The sequence below is a fragment of the Arthrobacter sp. 10L424 genome (assembly GCF_056395325.1).
Genome location: NZ_JBFTJH010000014.1, coordinates 24,366 through 40,651, shown reverse-complemented (window position 1 = coordinate 40,651; position 16,286 = coordinate 24,366). Strand labels below are relative to the sequence as shown.

The window sequence follows — 16,286 nt, the reverse complement described above, 5'->3', positions numbered from 1 at the left end:
CGCCAGCCGGTAACACTCGCGCCGTTCAGCGCCTATGCCCAACCGTTCGCCGCCCCCACGGGGCCGCCTGGCGCAAGGGCATACCCAGGCATCCCCGCCGTTGGTAGGGTGCCTTGGGGCACATCTGTCGAGTGGATTTGCCCGGTTGGGGTTTCTCAAGGAGGAGACATGGGCACAATGCCAGATGGCACGCCAAAGAACTTACTGGTCGAGGACGGCATTACGCCGGACCCGGCACTGCCGCCCACAGCCGTGGACGCGTCCGTGCGCGAGGCGGAAGAACGCAAATGGACGCCAACCAAAATCGCGATCTGGGTGGCAATTTCCCTGCTGGGCGCCGTGGCCTGGTTCATGCTGGCGATCGTCCGCGGTGAAACGGTCAACGCCATTTGGTTCGTGTTCGCCGCGGTGTGCACCTACCTGATCGGCTACCGCTTCTACTCCAAGGTCATTGAGCGGTACCTGCTGAAGCCGAACGACCGCCGGGCCACGCCCGCGGAGTACAAGGCAGACGGCAAGGACTATGTCCGCACGGACCGCAACGTCCTCTTCGGCCACCACTTCGCCGCCATCGCCGGCGCCGGACCCCTGGTGGGCCCGATCCTCGCAGCCCAGATGGGCTACCTCCCGGGCACCATCTGGATCATCATCGGCGTCGTGTTCGCCGGTGCCGTTCAGGACTACGTCGTGATGTTCTTCTCCATGCGCCGCGGCGGACGTTCCCTGGGCCAGATGGCCCGCGAGGAACTCGGCGTCATCGGCGGCACCGCCGCGCTGATCGCCACCCTGCTGATCATGGTGATCATCGTCGCCATCCTTGCCCTCGTTGTCGTCAACGCCCTGGCCGAAAGCCCCTGGGGTGTCTTCTCCGTCGGCATGACCATCCCGATCGCCCTCTTTATGGGCGTCTACCTGCGGTTCATCCGCCCCGGCAAGATCATGGAAGTCTCCCTGATCGGCTTTGTGCTCCTCATGGCCGCCATCATCGGCGGCGGCGCCGTCGCGGCGACCGATTGGGGCCACGCCCTCTTCACGCTGGACAAGGTCACCATCGCCTGGGCCATCATCATCTACGGCTTCATCGCCGCGATCCTGCCGGTCTGGCTCCTCCTGGCTCCCCGCGACTACCTCTCCACCTTCATGAAGATCGGCGTCATCGTGATGCTGGCCCTCGCCGTCATCGTGGTCCGTCCGGAAATCTCGGTCCCGGCGTTCAGCGAATTCGCCAGCCGCGACAACGGGCCCGTCTTCCCGGGCGCGCTGTTCCCGTTCCTCTTCGTCACCATTGCCTGCGGCGCCTTGTCCGGATTCCACGCCCTGATTGCGTCCGGCACCACGCCGAAGCTGATCGAAAAGGAACGCCAGACCCGGTACATCGGCTACGGCGGCATGCTCATGGAGTCCTTCGTGGCCATCATGGCCCTGGTCGCGGCGATCTCCATCGACCGCGGGCTCTACTTCGCCATGAACGCCCCGGCTGCCCTGACCGGCGGCACGGTGGAATCCGCGGCTGCCTGGGTCAACAGCCTGGGACTGTCCGGCGTGAACATCAGCCCGAACATGCTGGCCGAGACGGCTGCCAACGTCGGCGAAGCCAGCATCGTTTCCCGCACCGGCGGCGCCCCGACCCTCGCCGTCGGGCTTGCCCACATCATGCAGCAGTTCATCGGCGGCACCGCCATGATGAGCTTCTGGTACCACTTCGCCATCATGTTCGAGGCCCTGTTTATCCTTACCGCGGTCGACGCCGGCACGCGCGTTGCCCGCTTCATGCTGCAGGACTCGATCGGCAACTTCGTCCCGAAGTTCAAGGAGCACTCCTGGCGTCCCGGCGCCTGGCTCGCCACCGCCGTCATGGTCGCTGCCTGGGGCGCCGTGCTGCTGATGGGCGTCACGGACCCGCTGGGCGGCATCAACACGCTGTTCCCGCTGTTCGGCATCGCCAACCAGCTGCTCGCCGCCATCGCCTTGTCCGTCTGCCTCGCGATCGCGGCGAAGAAGGGCTCCTTCAAGTTCCTCTGGATCGTGGCGGTCCCGATGGCTTTCGTGGCCGTCGTCACCATCACGGCGAGCTACCAGAAGATCTTCTCCTCCACCCCGGCCGTGGGCTACTTCGCCAACAACGCAGCCTTCTCCAAGGCGCTTGCGGAAGGCAAGACTTCCTTCGGTGCGGCCAAGACCGTCCCGGCCATGGAAGCCGTGATCCGCAACACCGCGATCCAGGGCTGGCTCTCGGTGATCTTCGTGGTGCTCAGCATCATCGTCATTACGGCGGCACTCATCGCCACCTACAGGGCGTTCCGAAACGCCAAGGCCGGGGTGATCAACACCGACAACGAGGATCCGGCGCTGCCGTCGCGGGTCTTCGCCCCGGCAGGACCGGCACCCACAGGGTCCGAGCGTGAGCTCATGGCCACGTGGAACCAACTGCCGGCGGACCGGCGGGCCGAAAAAGCCGGCCACCACTAAGGCGGAGTCAGACATGAACGCAATAGTTGCGGGCTTCCGGGGATTCTCCCGGTACCTGGGCGGCGTGATGGGTGCGGACGCGTACGCGAAGTACCTGGCGCACCACGCCGAAGCCGGTCACGGCTCGCCGCCGATGACCGAGCGGGAGTTCTGGCGGGACCAGACGGACCGCCAGGACGCCAACCCGCAGGGCCGGTGCTGCTGACCGGTTCCGGCCGATCAGCGTTGCCGCCCTCTGCTGTGTGTTGGGCTGTTTGCCTGGACCTTGCCCGGGCCCTTGTTGCGCCACATGATGCGCCGAAGAGTGCCGTCCGGGGCGGGGCGCCGGCGCGGCTCCGGGCTCGTGAGAGTATGAAGCCATGAGCGATCCGCACGACACTCAGCCCGCCGACGACGCCCCCATCGAAGGCGCCACTTTCCACCCCCGGCCGGCGGGCGACGACGGACCGACGTCACAGGAGCGTGACCAGCCCCGGCAGCCGGAACAGCCCGGGCAGCCCGACCAGCCACGGGGATCAGGACACCCTGGCCGGCCCGCGGTGCCCGCGCGGCCCAAACCGAGCCAGCTCCAGGATCTCGTAGACGAACCCGCGAAAGTGATGCGGATCGGCACGATGATGAAGCAGCTCCTGGACGAAGTTAAGTCCGCACCGCTTGACGACGCGGCGCGGGTGCGGCTGGCCGGCATTCACAAACGCTCCATCAAAGAACTCGAAGACGGTCTTGCGCCGGAACTGGTCGAGGAGCTGGAGCGGATCACCCTGCCCTTCCCCGCGGACGGAACGCCGTCGGACGCTGAGCTGAGAATCGCCCAGGCCCAGCTGGTCGGCTGGCTGGAGGGCCTCTTCCACGGCATCCAGACCGCACTCGCAGCCCAGCATGCGGCGCGGGACCACGCCGTCGCGCAGGCCCAGCTCCGCCAGCTGCCGCCCGGAACGGTGATCGCCCCGGGCGTCATTATTGGCGAGAACGGCGAGCCCCAGCGGGCCGCTGCGCGCAGGCCCGGCGAGGATCCCTCGCAGGCGCCCGTACCCGCGGACCCGGACCACGGCCCCGGCCAGTACCTGTAGGGCACCCTTGGGATTCTTCAGCACCGCCCGGCAGGGGCGGAAAGACGACGCCGAACTCGGCAAGGGCCTCTGGCGGCGGGCGAACGACCGCTTCACCCGTGGCCTCGACCGCTACCACCAGGTCCTTGAGGGCGTTGAGGACGAAGCCCTCTATGGCGAGCTCCTGGAGATCGCCAATGAGCTGTCCGCACTCTCCGGGCGGGTCCGGCAGGTCTGCGTGGAGGCGCAGCGCCGCGCGCCCAGCGATGGACTCGATATCCCGGGGACACTGGCCGGCGTCCACCGCGCCCTGTCCACGGCCGGTAATTCCCTGGCGACGACGGCCGAAGCAGCGGCGATGCTCCGCCTCGCCGTCGGTCCCGTCCCGGCCGGTGCGGAGTCGGTCCGCCGCCGCGCCGCATCGGTGCTGGAGCAGGTCAACGACGCCGAACGCCGGCTTGCCGAGGCGGCCGCGGCGGGCTGATGCGTCCGCGCTGTTGCTGCCTCCCGGCCGAAATTCCCGGTTAAGCGCCTAGCTTAGCTGCGCCCTTTGCGCTGGCGGTCCGGGGCTGGCGTTGGCAGGATGGCTGGATGACTTTCTCACCGGTACTGACTTTCAATGACGGCAACACCATTCCCCAGCTTGGCTACGGAGTGTGGCAGGTTGAAGACGACGTCGCCGAGAAGGTGGTGGCCCAGGCGTTCGAAGCCGGGTTCCGCCACATCGACACCGCCAAGATCTACGGCAACGAGGCAGGGGTCGGTCGTGCGATCGAGCGATCCGGCCTCACGCCCGAGGACATCTTCATCACCACCAAGCTGTGGAACGCCGACCAGGGTTACGAGTCCACGCTGAAGGCCTTCGAAGAATCCATGGAGCGCCTGGGCCTGGAAACGCTGGACCTGTACCTGATCCACTGGATGCAGCCCAAGCAGGACAAGTACGTGGACACCTGGAAGGCCCTCATCGAGCTGCAGAAGCAGGGCCGCGTCAAGACCATTGGCGTTTCCAACTTCACCAAGGAGGGCCTGCAGCGCCTCATTGACGAGACCGGCGTCGTGCCGGCCATCAACCAGGTCGAACTCCACCCCTTCTTCAACCAGGCCGAGCTGCGCGAGTTCAACGCCTCCAAGGGCATCCTCACCCAGGCCTGGTCACCGCTGGGCCAGGGCGGCGACCTGCTGGAGAGCGCCGTCATCGGCCAGATCGCGGCAAAGCACGGCGCCACCCCGGCGCAGGTGGTCATCGCCTGGCACCTGGCCATCGGTAACGTTGTCATCCCCAAGTCCGTGACCGAATCCCGCATCCGCGAGAACTACGCGGCGCTGGATGTCACCCTGGACGAGACCGATGTGCAGGCCATCAACGGCCTGGACAACTCGGCCGAGGGCGCGGGCCGCATCGGCCCGGACCCGGCAGTCTCCGACTTCGCCTAAGCCACCCGCTTAGCCGGAGCAGGGCCCTCACCCGCCAGGGTGGGGGCCTTTTTCCTGACTGGTGAAAATCGTGGATCCGGCTAGGCCGCCTGCCGGTTTTCCCGCACCGGCACCGCGTCGATGATGGCCCAGCCGTGCTCGTCGGCGGACTGGCGGCTGGCGAACCGTTCGGCATCCGCAACGTCATCGAAGGCCTCGGCGCGGATGCGGCCGCAGTCCGTGTCCAGATACGTGACTTCAAAGTACTGCTTGGTTTCCATGAATTAAGTGTGCAACCGGCCTCCGACACTATGTGCTCATGGGTCCGGCGTGTTGCCAAGCCGCAGCACCCGTTCCCTGGCACGGTCCGCGGCGCGCCTCGCCCTGTCCGCCGCCCGTGCTGCCTGCTGGGCTTCGGCAACGGCCAGTTCACGCCGTTTCCCGGCGGCTTTGAGTTCCTGTTCGCGCTGGGCCAGCTGCTCGCGCAGCCTGCGTACCGAGTCGGAGAGTTCCGCAGTCAGGGCAGTCAGCGAGGCGAGCTCCTCGTCACTCTGTCGGGCTTTCCCCGCGGCCGCGCCGGCGTCCTCTTCGGCGTCCCTGTGCAGTGTCCGTGCCCGTTCCAGGGCGGAGGGAGTGGTTCTCCGGGGTTCGGGGCGGACGGCCCGCAGGCGGGGCTGCTCAGCTTCTTTCGGGCGCGTGGTTCCGGGCGGTACCGCCCCGGATGAGCCGGGCGCGGGACCAAGAGTTGCCGGAACCACGAGGCCGGGCAGCGCAACCGCACCCGAAAGATCCACGACGTCGACGCCGTCGGCCGACAGCGCCCGGAGGAGGCGGCCGGACTGCACGGCAGCTGCGGCCCCCGCGTCGGCTGTCGCCGCACGCAGCGTTGCTTCCACTTCCGCCGCGATCGCCGCACTGATCTTCCGGCCCAGCTCTCCGGCGACTTCCTGTGCCGCCTTCACCGCGCCGCTCAGCAGCTGGCGTCGTTCCTGGCCGAGCCGGCGGAGTTCCGGGGCGTCGAGGGAGGACTGCGCGGCCCGCATCGACTGCCCCAGCCCGGCGAGTTCGCGGAGGGCCTCCGGGCGGCGGGCGGCAAGCATGTTTACCGTCCACGCGGCGACGGACGGTTTGGGGAGGGAGCGCACTTCAGCGGCGAGGGACCGCCGCTCGTTCGCGGCTGCCGCGCCTTTGGCGGCGGCAGTCCGCGCGGCGACGAAATCGTCGAACGGCAGGGCATAGAGCTGTGCCGCAACTTCCGCCAGCCCCTGCTCTCCCATGCAAGAATCATAGAAGCCTGGCCCAGGCAACGCCGCCGCCACCGGACCTTTCTCGGAGAGGAAAGGCAATCATGATCGAAATTGCCGGGCTCCCGGCCCACATCCTGCTCATCCATGCCGTTGTGGTGCTGGCGCCGATCGCCGGACTGGCCGCCATCGTGTTTGCCGCGGTGCCCCGCTGGCGTGGTCAGCTGGCCTGGCCGCTGGGGGTGCTGTCCCTGGGCCTGGTTCCCCTGTCCCTGCTCACGGCACAGGCAGGGGAGCAGCTGGAGGAGACCCGCCCCGCGTCCGCCCTGATCCGGGAACACACGGAGCAAGGGGACGTGCTCAAGGCCGTGTCCGTGGTCTTCTTCGTGGTGGTCGCCGCGGCGCTGATCGCGGGCTATGACCCCATTGGCCGGCACTTCTCCTTCCTGGGCCCCCTGCGGACAAACCCCGCTGTCCGGATGACCCTCCTGGTTCTCGCGGCGGTGGCCGGGGCCTTCTTCATCTACCAGAGCATCATCACTGGCCATTCCGGCGCTGCCTCGGTCTGGGCCCGTTAACACGGTTCCCATGGCCGTGCCGATCAGCGGCGCCGCGGACGGCTCGCACACGCCCGACGTCGACCCTGACCCTCCGGCCGGAGAACGACGCCGGACCCCGGCTTGACGGCTGCCGCTAGGGACTGCGCCTCCCGCGCAGGGCAGCAACCAGCACCACGACCGCCAGCAACTGCAGGACCGCCACCGACGCGATCAACAGCGGGCGGTTTTCATAGAGGGCGCCATACAAGACGCCACCTGCCAGAGCCCCGGCCCCTTGAAACGCAGCGAAGACGCCGTACGCCGCTCCCTGGCGGTGTGCCGGCACCAGGTCCGCGAGCAGTGCCTTGACGGTCGAGTCCTGGATGCCCAGTGCGATGCCCCAGGCGAGGACCCCGGTGACCGCCAGCCCGGCCGCCGGAGACAGAGCCAGCACCGGCACCGCGGCGGTCAGCACGGGAATCGACAGGAGCACCCAAGCCCCGGACCGGTCGTAGAGGACGCCGCTGGCAAGGGCGCCCACGGCACCCGCCGCCATCGCCGCCGCGTAAAACAGCGCGACCACGGACACCGGAACGGCCGCCGCCGTCGTGAGGTGGAAGGAGATGACACCGAACGCAACCAGGCCGGCGCTCCAGCAAAACGCGGCGGCAGCGAACAGGACAAAGCTTCCGGTGAACAACGACGCCGGACGGCCTGCCACGTGCGGGGCGGCCGGATCGACGGCGGTTTCCCGAGTTTGGCTGGCCGGGGCCGCCGCCGGCAGGCTGGTGCCGGGATCGGGGATGCGGCGGCGCAGCCAGAACAGCAGGAACATGGCCGCCGCCGCAGGAATGGACAGCACCGCGAACGCGGCCGAGAGGTTCCCGGTGGCCGTGAGGATCGCGGCGACCAGGAGTGGCCCGAGCAGGGCACCGACCAGGTCGAGGGACTTGTGGACTGCGAAGCCGCGACCCCGGCCGACCGGTTTGGCGACCGCGGCCAGCAGCACCGTCTTGGCCGGGCTGCGGACAGCTTTTCCGATCCGGTCCCCGATGATCAGGACGGAAGCCAGAACCAGCCCGGACGTTCCGGCCAGAGGTGCGACGGCGAGCAGGGGCACACAGACCGCGGTGAGGGCATAGCCGGCAAGCGTGAACGTCCAGTATTTGCGGGTGCGGTCGGCCCAGGGTCCGAACACCAGCCGGAGTCCCTGCGCCGCAGCCTCGGCGGCGCCCGTCACCAGACCGACCACCAGCGCGGAGGCACCCAGCTGGGCGAGCAGGGGACCAGCCAGCGGCCGGGCGCCGTCGGAGACGACGTCGGCGGCCAGGCTGACAAGTCCCAGCCCGATCACCGGGCCCCACAGCACGCGCCGGTGCGCCTTGGCAGGTGCAGTCCGTGTGGCCCGCCCGCGGGCTGAGGAACTTTGGTGGGGCCGGTTCATTTCCCAAGGCTCGCGGACGAAGCACGGCAGGACAAGGGCCCCGGGAGGCGGGCTTGCTGTCAGGCGGACGTTCGGATGTCCAGGAAAACCCAGGCGATGACCAGCAGGCCGCCGAGCGCCAGCAGGAGTGCGCCGGCGACGCTGCGGCCATCCAGATCCCCTGAGGCCGGCGACTCTGCAGCCAGGGAACGCGCAGTCTCGGAAGGGGCGGGGGCTGACGGGGCTGTCACCGTCGGAGCCGGGGTGGCCGTGCTGTGATCGGAGGGGGAGGCTGTGGCAGCCGGATCGCCGGCCGGCGGTGGGGTGCCGGGGCCGGCGGTGGGCGCTGCGGCCTGGGTGCCCGTTGGAGCAGGAACTGCCGGGAGGCGCGGCGCCGGTGCCGTTCCGGGCGGGGCCTTGGGGGAGACCGGCGCCCCGGTGGCGCTTGCTGTCGGGACAGGAGTTGCCGTGGGATCCGGACGGTCGGTGGGCTGCGGGCAGATCAGCCCCGGCACGATTCCTCCGACGGGGCCGCAGGGGGCGCCGGTCGCCGGCAATGCGAGGATCAGGGGCGCGGATGCCAGCATCAGCGCGGCCATGATGGTGTAGCTGGCCCCTTTTGTGGTCTTCACCCGATCCATCGTAGGGGCGCGGAGAGCGCCGGGCGGGGACCCTGGCGGGGAGCGTTGGCGCCAGACCGGCCGGGCGCCAGCCGAAATCGCCGCGGTGGGGAGCCTCCGCAGCGGGTTGACGCGGGAGTGTTGGGCCCGGTCCTGGCGCGGCTTTCCTGCTGCTGCCCGGCCCTGCCAACCCCGCATCGAAGGAAGCTCCGGACACTACAGCTCGCCGTCCGGGGCGACTTTGGCCACGATTTCAGCCCTCGGGCCGGGCGTTCGCGGCGTGTCCGTGTCAAAGTGCCCCCGGACCGCAGCCACGGGCCCAAACCGGGCAAAAAGGAACGGCCCCGACGATTACGCCGGGGCCGTTCCTTGGAGATCTGAGCTTCCTGCCAGAATCGAACTGGCGACCTTCTCATTACGAGTGAGACGCTCTACCAACTGAGCTAAGGAAGCAACCGCATGGAATGTCCGGATGACCCGGGCGATTCATGCCAGAGATAACTGTAGTTGAGTCCTCCGGCCCGGGTCAAAATGAGTGGCGGACGCCTCAGCAGACGGTGTTGTCAGCCGGGGTTTTGCCGTCCACCAGGTAACTGTCCACGGCATTGCCGATGCAGTCGTTGGAGCGGCCGTAGGCCGTGTGGCCCTCGCCCTTCCACGTCAGCAGCGCGGCTGTTCCCAGCTGCTTGCGCAGCTCGCCGGCCCATTCCACCGGGGTGGCCGGGTCGCCCGTCGTGCCGATGACGACGATATCGGTGGAACCCGTGTAGTTTGCCGGTGCCGGGGTCCGGACGCTTTGGTACGGCCAGTCCTTGCAGTTGGTGCCACCGTAGGCGAAGTAGTAGCCAAGAGTGGGGGAGGCCTGGCGGAGTTTCTGCTCATCCGCGCGCATCCCGGCCGGATCCGTCACCATGGGGTAGTCCAGGCAGTTGATGGCGCCGAAGGCAAAGGTCGAATTCGCGGTGTACTTGCCGTTCGGCTCCCGGTCCGCGCCGAAGTCGGCGAGCCGGAGCATCGGCGACACGTCACCCTTGAGCGCGCTGCCCAAGGCCTGCGTCAGCAAGGGCCAGTTGTCATCGTTGTAGAACGGCAGGATGAAGCCGCTGACGAACATGGAGGCGTTGACTATCCGCCCGTCCTTCGCGGACCTCGGGTCCGCCTCCACGGCCTTGATGACTTCCTGGATCTGGCCGACGGCTTCCTCCGGGGTGCCGCTGAGCGGGCAGCCGCTGTTGTCGAGGCAATGCGTTACGTAGGCCATGATGGCCTTCTCGAATGCCTTCGCCTGTCCGCTAGTCAGCTCCTCGTAGCTCAGCGACGGATCCATCGCGCCGTCGAGGACCATCCGGCCAACGTTGTCCGGGAACAGCGAGGCGTAGGTGGAGCCGAGGAAGGTGCCGTAGGAGTAGCCGAGGTAGTTGAGTTTGCTGTCATTCAGCACGCCGCGCAGAATGTCGAGATCCTTTGCCGCGCTGGCAGTGTCGATGTGGCCGAGCACGGGGCCGGTCTTTTCCGCGCACTTCGCGGCGATGGCTTTGTTGTCCGCGAGGGCAGCGGCCAGCCCGGCGTCCGTGTCAAGGGCATAGGCCTTCGCCCGGGAGGCGTCGCGCTCCTGGTCGGTGAGGCACGTGACCGGGGCGGAGCGATTCACGCCGCGCGGATCGAAACCGACGATGTCGTAGTTGGAGCGGACCTTTTCCGAGATGTTGGTGGAGCCGGCGTCGCGGACGAAGTCATAGCCGGAGCCGCCGGGGCCGCCGGGGTTGACCAGCAGGCTGCCCTTCTTACTGTTGCCCTTGGTGGACAGTTTGAGCGCCGCGAGTTCGATGCTGTCGCCGTCCGGTTTGCTGTAGTCCAGCGGGACCTTGATCTTGGCGCACGTGAAGTCTGACTCGCACGGGACCCACTCGACCTGCTGCGTGTAGTAGCTGCGGAGCTCTGCGGGTGCGGCGTCGGCGATCTCAGGATTCGGTGTGCTGGCGCTCTTCGCCCCGCTGTCCCCACCGAAGAGGGTGCACGAGGAGAGCACCAGGGCCAGGACCATGGCACCGGCTGCCCGCAGGCCGATCGTTACGGATCGGGATCTTGCAGACACTGCTCGTGCAGACTTCATACGGTTCTCCTTGGAGGATCGGAGCGGAGGGGCTGCCTCTTCCCGCCGGGCGGGCGGACGGGGCGGGGCTGAGGGGCGGTTCACCGGGGAGGGGGTCACGGGATGGTTTCTCAGATGAGGCTGGCGGCCATGGACTCGATGGTCAGCAGCGGGGCCACGTTGGAGGTCGTGATCCGTTTGCGGGCCTTGTTGATGGCATCCATGCGGGCAAGGGTGGTTTCTGCGGAGGAGTGGCGGGCAAACTCAACGAGTTCGCTCCTGAGTTCAACGTTGACCAGTTCCACGGCGTTCCCCATCTGGATGATGAGCACATCCCGGTAGAAAGACAGCAGGTCAGTCAGCGTGCGGTCGAGGGAGTCAGTCACCGAACGCTTGGCGCGGCGCTTCTGATCGTCCTCGAGCTGCTTGACCTGGCCGCGCATGGCCGGCGGCAGCGTGTCGGTTTCGGGCGCTCCGAGGGTGGCGAGCAAGGCGGCTTTCTCGGCGGCGTCGCGCTCATCGTTGGAGCTGTTGGCTTCCTCGGTGGCGATCTTGACGAGTTTGTCGGCCATCAGCACCGCGGCGGTGACGCCCCGCAGGCCCAGGGGGAACCGTACTGTTTCGAGCCGCCGCTCGCGGGCTTCGGGATCGCGGGCCAGGCGGCGGGCGATCCCGACATGGCTTTGCGCGGCCCGGGCAGCTCGTTCGGCGACGGCCGGGTCGATGCCGTCGCGCTTGACCAGCAGGGCCGCGACGTCGGCCGCGGGCGGAAGCCGCAACGCTACCGGGCGGCAGCGGGAGCGGATGGTGACCAGGACGTCGGCCGGGGAGGGTGCGCAGAGCATCCAGATGGTCCGGGGGGTCGGTTCCTCGATCGCCTTGAGCAGCACATTGGTGGTGCGTTCCGCCATCCGGTCCGCGTCCTCCACCACGATGATGCGCCAGCGCGCCGAGGAGGGCCGGTTCCCGGCAGTGGAGACCAGGTCGCGGGCCTCATCAATGGTGATGGTGACCTTTTCGGTGCGCACAAAAGCCACATCGGAGTGGGTCTCGCCCACGATCGTCAGGCACGCCGCGCATTCGCCGCAGCCGCGCAGGCGGACGTCGTCCTGGTCGCAGTTCAACGCGGCAGCAAAGGCCTTCGCCGCGTTGGACCGGCCGGACCCCGGCGGGCCGGTGAAAAGCCAGGCATGGGTCAGGCCCTCACCCTGGGCCGCCTGCCGCAATTGATCGACGACGGCGGGCTGGCCCTGGAGGTCGTCCCAGACGCTCATGATTTCACTCCGCGGTGAAGGGGCAGCAGGGATTCCACCCGCTCGAGGATCCGGGCGGCCAGCTGATCGACCGGGAGGTGAGCTGGGAGGACGAGGTACTGCTCGGGCCGGGCGGCGGCGAGATTGAGGAACGCGGTCCGGATTCTGGCGTGGAATTCGTCGGCCTCTGATTCCAGCCGGTCCTCGGCCGCGTCGCCCGCCGTGCGGCGGCGGCGGCCGACTACGGGGTCGACGTCGAGCAGCACGGTAAGGTCCGGCTGCAGACCGGAGGTGGCCCAGTGGTTGATGTCCCGGACGGCGTCGGTGCCGAGGTCGCGGCCGGCGCCCTGGTAGGCGACCGAGGAGTCGATGTAGCGGTCGGTGAGGACAATCTCGCCGCGTTCGAGGGCGGGGCGGATGACCTGGCTGGCGTGGGCGGCGCGGGACGCCGCGAAGATCAGGGCTTCGGTGTGCGCGTCGATGTGGCCGTGGCCGTGATCCAGGACCAGGGAGCGCAGCTTCTCGCCGATCGGGGTGCCGCCCGGCTCCCGGGTCCGCCGCACTGTGAGGCCGCGCGACTCGAGGGCCGCGGCCAGCTCGGCTGCCTGCGTGGACTTGCCTGCGCCGTCGCCGCCTTCGAAGGCAATAAACAGTCCGGGGTTCTGGGTGGTCACCCTTCTAGCCTACCGACAATCCCTGACAGGAACGTGCCCCGACGTAACGCCTTGGGTGCCCTGCCGGGCGCCGAAGTACCCTGTGACCATGAGTCTTTCCGAAGAACAGGCAGCCGCGCTCTCCGCAGAAACAGTCGTTGTGGCGGCGGGCCGGCCGCCGCGTGAACGCGATGCGCCGGTCAACCCTCCGCTGGTGCTCTCCTCGACCTACTTCGGCACGGGACCGCTGGGCGACGGCGACCGCGGCTACGGGCGGTATTCCAACCCCACCTGGGACCCGTTCGAGGAAGCCCTCAGCCAGCTCGAAAGCGCCACGCTCCCGGGCCTGCTCTACTCCTCCGGCCTCGCCGCCGTCAGTTCGGCCCTGTCCCTGGTTCCCGCCGGGGGAGTCCTGGTCATGCCGTCCCACAGCTACGCAGGTTCCCTGGTCATGGCCACGGAACTTGCCGAGAAAGGCTTCCTGGAACTGCGGACGGTGGACATTGCGGACACCGACGCGGTCCTGGCGCAGCTCGCGCCGACGGACGGGCGGCCCGCCAGCATGCTCTGGCTGGAAAGTCCCACCAACCCGATGCTTGGCGTCGCGGACATCCGTGCGTTGACGGCCGCCGCGCACGCGGCCGGCGCCGTCGTCGTCACCGACAACACCTTCTCCACCCCTCTGGTGCAGCAGCCGCTGGCGCTGGGTTCCGACGTCGTCCTGCATTCGGTGACGAAGTACCTCTCCGGCCACTCCGACGTCGTGCTGGGCGCCCTGGTGACGTCCGACGCCGGACTCCGCGCCTCGCTGCTGCACCACCGCACCATCCACGGCGGCATCGCGGGACCCTTCGAGGCCTGGCTGGCGCTGCGCGGACTGCGCACCCTGGCCCTTCGGGTCGAACGGTCGCAGGCCTCGGCGGCGGTGCTGGCCGAGCGGCTGAGCGCGCACCCGCGGGTAGGCAGCATCCGGTTCCCGGGCCTCCCCTCGGACCCCGGCCACGAGCGGGCGAAAAGCCAGATGAAGGGCTTCGGCTCGGTGCTGTGCATTGAAATGGCCCCGGTCGCCAGCAGCGGAAACGACGGCGGCGGCACCGGCACGGGCAGCCTCAGCGGGGCCGACGCGGCGGATCGGATGATCCGGGCCCTGAAGCTGTGGCTGCCTGCCACCTCACTGGGCGGCGTGGAGTCGTTGATCGAAAGGCGGCGCCGCCACGCGGCCGAGCCGGTCAGTGTGCCGGACAACCTGGTCCGAATGAGCGTCGGGATCGAAAACGTCGAGGACCTTTGGGCCGATTTGGAGCAGGCCCTGGCCACGTTGGGCAGTTAGGCTGGGGGGATGGACGGAAGAGCGCTTATTTACTATGTCGAAACAGGGATCTATTTTCTCCTGGCCCTCGTAGCCCTCGCCCTTGAGGTGTGGGCGTTCTTTGACTGCCTGCGGCACAAGGCGAACGCCTTCGAAGCCGTGTCCAAGCGCACCAAGACGTTCTGGCTGGCCGTCACCGGCGGCGCCATGGCCGTTGGTCTGCTGTCCCTCCTGGGCGGCGGAGGCGGAGGCCTCCTGGGCCCGCTGGGACTGTTCGGCCTCGTCGCCGTGACGGCAGCATCCGTCTACCTCGCCGACGTCCGGCCGGCCGTCAAAGACGCCGGCCGCGGCGGGAGCCGCAACATGGGCCCCTACGGCCCCTGGTGACCATTTCCGGATAAGCAGGCACCCTAGCCCGGCGCGACCGCGTCCCAGCTGACCGTCAGTTCGCCCAGCCGCCACCGGGAGGGGCCGTCCAAGACCGGCCAGCCGCCGTCGCGCAGTGCCCGGCACATGGCCGTCCAGCGCTGCCGGTTCCCGAAGGAGGCCAGCGGCGCCGCCTCCAGCCAGGCCCTGTCCATGGCTTGCAGGAAGGCGTGGATGTTCTCGCCCGGCATGTTCCGGTGGATAAGCGCCTTCGGCAGCCGTTCGGCCACGTCGGACGGCAACGCGAAACTGCCGAACCGCATGGACAGGCTCAGGCTCAGAGGCCGCTCGGCGTCCAGCGCCACCCACGTCACCCGGCGGCCGATCTCGTCGCACGTGCCGTCAATGAACAGCCCGCCCGGCACCAGCCGGCCCTGCACCAGCCGCCAGATCGCCGCGACGTCGGCTTCCTCGTACTGCCGCAGCACATTGAACGCCCGCACCAGGACGGGACGGCCGGCAACCGGCAGTTCGAAACCGCCCAGCTGGAAGCTCAGTCCGGGCCGTTCCAGTTCCTTGGCCAGCCGGACCCGCTCGGGCTCGATTTCGACGCCGACCACCCGCACATCGGGCCTGACCACGGACAGCCGTTCAAAGAGTTCGACGGCGGTGGCCGGCGACGCGCCGTAGCCCAGGTCCACCACCAAGGGATCGGCCGCCGCGCGCAGCCGCCAGGCCTGCGGCCCGGTCAGCCAGCGGTCCAGCCGCCGCATCCGGTTTGGGTTGGTGGTACCGCGGGTAATGTTGCCCACCGGCCTGCCGGCGCGGGGTCCGCTTTTCGCCACGCCGCCTGTTGCCCCGCTGCGTTTTTCCATGCCGCGTTTGTCCACTACGTGGGTATGCGGGGGCGCCACCCGCTCAGCCTTCTGCACCACCAGCCCACCCTATCCTCCAATGCATCCTCCGACGCGGCGTCAGCTCCGGCCCATCCGGCGTCCCGCCATCGGCGCGGAGTGACCCCGCGTTGCGGTCGGGGCACCGTGATGTAACGCACGGCACCGCCCGGGACTGCTCGGCTAGGATAAAAACCATGACTTATAAGCTGATTCTGCTGCGCCACGGCCACAGCGAATGGAACGCCAAGAACCTGTTCACCGGCTGGGTGGACGTTGACCTCAACGACCAGGGCCGGGCCGAGGCGATCCGCGGCGGCGAGCTTCTCGTGGAGAACAACATCCTCCCGGACATCCTGTACACGTCGCTGCTGAAGCGGGCCATCAACACCGCCAACATGACCCTCGACAAGGCCGACCGCGGCTGGATCCCGGTCAAGCGCGACTGGCGGCTCAACGAGCGCCACTACGGCGCCCTGCAGGGCAAGGACAAGGCCCAGACCCTCGCCGAATACGGCGAAGAGCAGTTCATGACCTGGCGCCGGTCCTACGACACCCCGCCGCCACCCCTGGCCGACGACTCCGAGTTCTCCCAGGCCCACGATCCGCGCTACGCGGACCTCGGCGACGCGCTGCCCCGCACCGAATGCCTCAAGGACGTACTGGTCCGCCTGCTGCCTTACTGGGAATCGGACATCAAGGAAGACCTCAAGGCCGGCAAGACCGTCCTGGTCACGGCCCACGGCAACTCGTTGCGCGCCCTCGTCAAGCACCTCGACGGCATCAGCGACGAAGCCATCGCCGGGCTGAACATCCCCACCGGCATCCCGCTGGTCTACGACCTGGATGAGAACTTCAAGCCGTTGAATCCCGGCGGCACCTACCTCGATCCCGAGGCCGCGGCCGAGGCCATCCTGGCCGTCGCGAACCAGGGCAAGAAGTAACCCGCCTCCACCCGGA

At 68.5% G+C, this 16,286-nt stretch carries 17 protein-coding genes and 1 tRNA gene; 9 read left to right on the top strand and 9 right to left on the bottom strand.

The annotated features are described in order from the left end of the window. The first annotated feature begins 168 nt into the window (after nucleotides 1-168). From AC1DC5_RS18440 to AC1DC5_RS18420, 5 genes are all read left to right on the top strand, one after another. Nucleotides 169-2,469: a carbon starvation CstA family protein gene (locus AC1DC5_RS18440; protein WP_441406800.1), complete on the top strand. Its 2,301-nt coding sequence runs from the start codon at nucleotides 169-171 to the stop codon at nucleotides 2,467-2,469. Nucleotides 2,470-2,482: 13 nt separating this feature from the next. Beyond that, nucleotides 2,483-2,674 (top strand): YbdD/YjiX family protein, encoded by a 192-nt coding sequence (locus tag AC1DC5_RS18435; protein ID WP_441406799.1) that lies wholly within the window; start codon nucleotides 2,483-2,485, stop codon nucleotides 2,672-2,674. Between the two features lie 154 nt (nucleotides 2,675-2,828). Then, nucleotides 2,829-3,539, top strand: coding sequence for a bacterial proteasome activator family protein (locus AC1DC5_RS18430; RefSeq protein WP_476866111.1), 711 nt, complete (start codon nucleotides 2,829-2,831; stop codon nucleotides 3,537-3,539). A gap of 7 nt (nucleotides 3,540-3,546) precedes the next feature. Next, the gene (locus tag AC1DC5_RS18425) at nucleotides 3,547-4,002 is read left to right on the top strand and encodes a hypothetical protein (RefSeq protein ID WP_441406797.1); all 456 of its coding nucleotides are present in this window, start codon (nucleotides 3,547-3,549) and stop codon (nucleotides 4,000-4,002) included. 107 nt (nucleotides 4,003-4,109) lie between these two features. Beyond that, the gene (locus AC1DC5_RS18420) at nucleotides 4,110-4,955 is read left to right on the top strand and encodes an aldo/keto reductase (RefSeq protein ID WP_441406796.1); all 846 of its coding nucleotides are present in this window, start codon (nucleotides 4,110-4,112) and stop codon (nucleotides 4,953-4,955) included. Nucleotides 4,956-5,035: 80 nt separating this feature from the next. Here AC1DC5_RS18420 and AC1DC5_RS18415 read toward each other — a convergent pair whose 3' ends face one another. Together AC1DC5_RS18415 and AC1DC5_RS18410 are read right to left on the bottom strand one after the other, a co-directional pair. Further along, entirely contained in the window at nucleotides 5,036-5,215 is a 180-nt protein-coding gene (locus AC1DC5_RS18415; RefSeq protein WP_441406795.1) for a hypothetical protein, read from the bottom strand. Between the two features lie 36 nt (nucleotides 5,216-5,251). After that, nucleotides 5,252-6,211 (bottom strand): hypothetical protein, encoded by a 960-nt coding sequence (locus AC1DC5_RS18410; protein WP_476866110.1) that lies wholly within the window; start codon nucleotides 6,209-6,211, stop codon nucleotides 5,252-5,254. Between the two features lie 71 nt (nucleotides 6,212-6,282). Here AC1DC5_RS18410 and AC1DC5_RS18405 point away from each other — a divergent pair, with 71 nt between their 5' ends. Beyond that, nucleotides 6,283-6,756 carry a hypothetical protein gene (locus AC1DC5_RS18405; RefSeq protein WP_476866109.1) on the top strand — a complete coding sequence of 158 codons (474 nt, stop codon included), beginning with the start codon at nucleotides 6,283-6,285 and terminating at the stop codon, nucleotides 6,754-6,756. A gap of 115 nt (nucleotides 6,757-6,871) precedes the next feature. Here AC1DC5_RS18405 and AC1DC5_RS18400 read toward each other — a convergent pair whose 3' ends face one another. From AC1DC5_RS18400 to tmk, 6 genes are all read right to left on the bottom strand, one after another. Next, complete coding sequence (locus tag AC1DC5_RS18400) at nucleotides 6,872-8,086, bottom strand: MFS transporter (protein WP_476866108.1); 1,215 nt, start codon at nucleotides 8,084-8,086, stop codon at nucleotides 6,872-6,874. A gap of 134 nt (nucleotides 8,087-8,220) precedes the next feature. Then, on the bottom strand, nucleotides 8,221-8,772 hold the full coding sequence (locus tag AC1DC5_RS18395; RefSeq protein ID WP_441406791.1) for a hypothetical protein: 552 nt from the start codon (nucleotides 8,770-8,772) through the stop codon (nucleotides 8,221-8,223). Nucleotides 8,773-9,140: 368 nt separating this feature from the next. Beyond that, nucleotides 9,141-9,213: transfer RNA gene (locus AC1DC5_RS18390), tRNA-Thr, on the bottom strand. A 94-nt stretch (nucleotides 9,214-9,307) separates the two neighbouring features. After that, nucleotides 9,308-10,873, bottom strand: coding sequence for an alpha/beta hydrolase (locus tag AC1DC5_RS18385; protein WP_441406790.1), 1,566 nt, complete (start codon nucleotides 10,871-10,873; stop codon nucleotides 9,308-9,310). Between the two features lie 110 nt (nucleotides 10,874-10,983). Next, nucleotides 10,984-12,126 (bottom strand): DNA polymerase III subunit delta', encoded by a 1,143-nt coding sequence (locus tag AC1DC5_RS18380; RefSeq protein ID WP_441406789.1) that lies wholly within the window; start codon nucleotides 12,124-12,126, stop codon nucleotides 10,984-10,986. Further along, nucleotides 12,123-12,779, bottom strand: a complete 657-nt coding sequence (gene tmk / locus AC1DC5_RS18375; protein ID WP_476866107.1) for a dTMP kinase — start codon at nucleotides 12,777-12,779, stop codon at nucleotides 12,123-12,125. Before tmk ends, AC1DC5_RS18380 begins: the two co-directional genes overlap by 4 nt. A gap of 88 nt (nucleotides 12,780-12,867) precedes the next feature. On the opposite strand from tmk, the gene AC1DC5_RS18370 reads away from it, so the two are divergent. After that, nucleotides 12,868-14,088 carry a trans-sulfuration enzyme family protein gene (locus AC1DC5_RS18370; RefSeq protein WP_476866106.1) on the top strand — a complete coding sequence of 407 codons (1,221 nt, stop codon included), beginning with the start codon at nucleotides 12,868-12,870 and terminating at the stop codon, nucleotides 14,086-14,088. Between the two features lie 9 nt (nucleotides 14,089-14,097). Beyond that, nucleotides 14,098-14,454, top strand: coding sequence for a DUF2516 family protein (locus AC1DC5_RS18365; RefSeq protein WP_346927364.1), 357 nt, complete (start codon nucleotides 14,098-14,100; stop codon nucleotides 14,452-14,454). Nucleotides 14,455-14,477: 23 nt separating this feature from the next. On the opposite strand, the gene AC1DC5_RS18360 is transcribed toward AC1DC5_RS18365, so the two are convergent. After that, a complete protein-coding gene (locus AC1DC5_RS18360) occupies nucleotides 14,478-15,308 on the bottom strand; it encodes a class I SAM-dependent methyltransferase (protein ID WP_476866132.1) in 831 nt (276 codons plus the stop codon). Nucleotides 15,309-15,523: 215 nt separating this feature from the next. Between AC1DC5_RS18360 and AC1DC5_RS18355 the strand changes: the two genes are divergently transcribed. After that, the gene (locus AC1DC5_RS18355; protein WP_441406786.1) at nucleotides 15,524-16,270 is read left to right on the top strand and encodes a phosphoglyceromutase; all 747 of its coding nucleotides are present in this window, start codon (nucleotides 15,524-15,526) and stop codon (nucleotides 16,268-16,270) included. The last annotated feature ends 16 nt before the right edge of the window (nucleotides 16,271-16,286 follow it).

Excerpts from the sequence above, each read along its gene's own strand:
- AC1DC5_RS18440 (WP_441406800.1), top strand. The coding sequence starts at position 169 with ATGGGCACAATGCCAGATGGCACGCCAAAGAACTTACTGGTCGAGGAC.
- AC1DC5_RS18435 (WP_441406799.1), top strand. The coding sequence starts at position 2,483 with ATGAACGCAATAGTTGCGGGCTTCCGGGGATTCTCCCGGTACCTGGGC.
- AC1DC5_RS18430 (WP_476866111.1), top strand. The coding sequence starts at position 2,829 with ATGAGCGATCCGCACGACACTCAGCCCGCCGACGACGCCCCCATCGAA.
- AC1DC5_RS18420 (WP_441406796.1), top strand. The coding sequence starts at position 4,110 with ATGACTTTCTCACCGGTACTGACTTTCAATGACGGCAACACCATTCCC.
- AC1DC5_RS18415 (WP_441406795.1), bottom strand. The coding sequence starts at position 5,215 with ATGGAAACCAAGCAGTACTTTGAAGTCACGTATCTGGACACGGACTGC.
- AC1DC5_RS18410 (WP_476866110.1), bottom strand. The coding sequence starts at position 6,211 with ATGGGAGAGCAGGGGCTGGCGGAAGTTGCGGCACAGCTCTATGCCCTG.
- AC1DC5_RS18405 (WP_476866109.1), top strand. The coding sequence starts at position 6,283 with ATGATCGAAATTGCCGGGCTCCCGGCCCACATCCTGCTCATCCATGCC.
- AC1DC5_RS18385 (WP_441406790.1), bottom strand. The coding sequence starts at position 10,873 with ATGAAGTCTGCACGAGCAGTGTCTGCAAGATCCCGATCCGTAACGATC.
- AC1DC5_RS18380 (WP_441406789.1), bottom strand. The coding sequence starts at position 12,126 with ATGAGCGTCTGGGACGACCTCCAGGGCCAGCCCGCCGTCGTCGATCAA.
- AC1DC5_RS18370 (WP_476866106.1), top strand. The coding sequence starts at position 12,868 with ATGAGTCTTTCCGAAGAACAGGCAGCCGCGCTCTCCGCAGAAACAGTC.
- AC1DC5_RS18365 (WP_346927364.1), top strand. The coding sequence starts at position 14,098 with ATGGACGGAAGAGCGCTTATTTACTATGTCGAAACAGGGATCTATTTT.
- AC1DC5_RS18360 (WP_476866132.1), bottom strand. The coding sequence starts at position 15,308 with ATGGAAAAACGCAGCGGGGCAACAGGCGGCGTGGCGAAAAGCGGACCC.
- AC1DC5_RS18355 (WP_441406786.1), top strand. The coding sequence starts at position 15,524 with ATGACTTATAAGCTGATTCTGCTGCGCCACGGCCACAGCGAATGGAAC.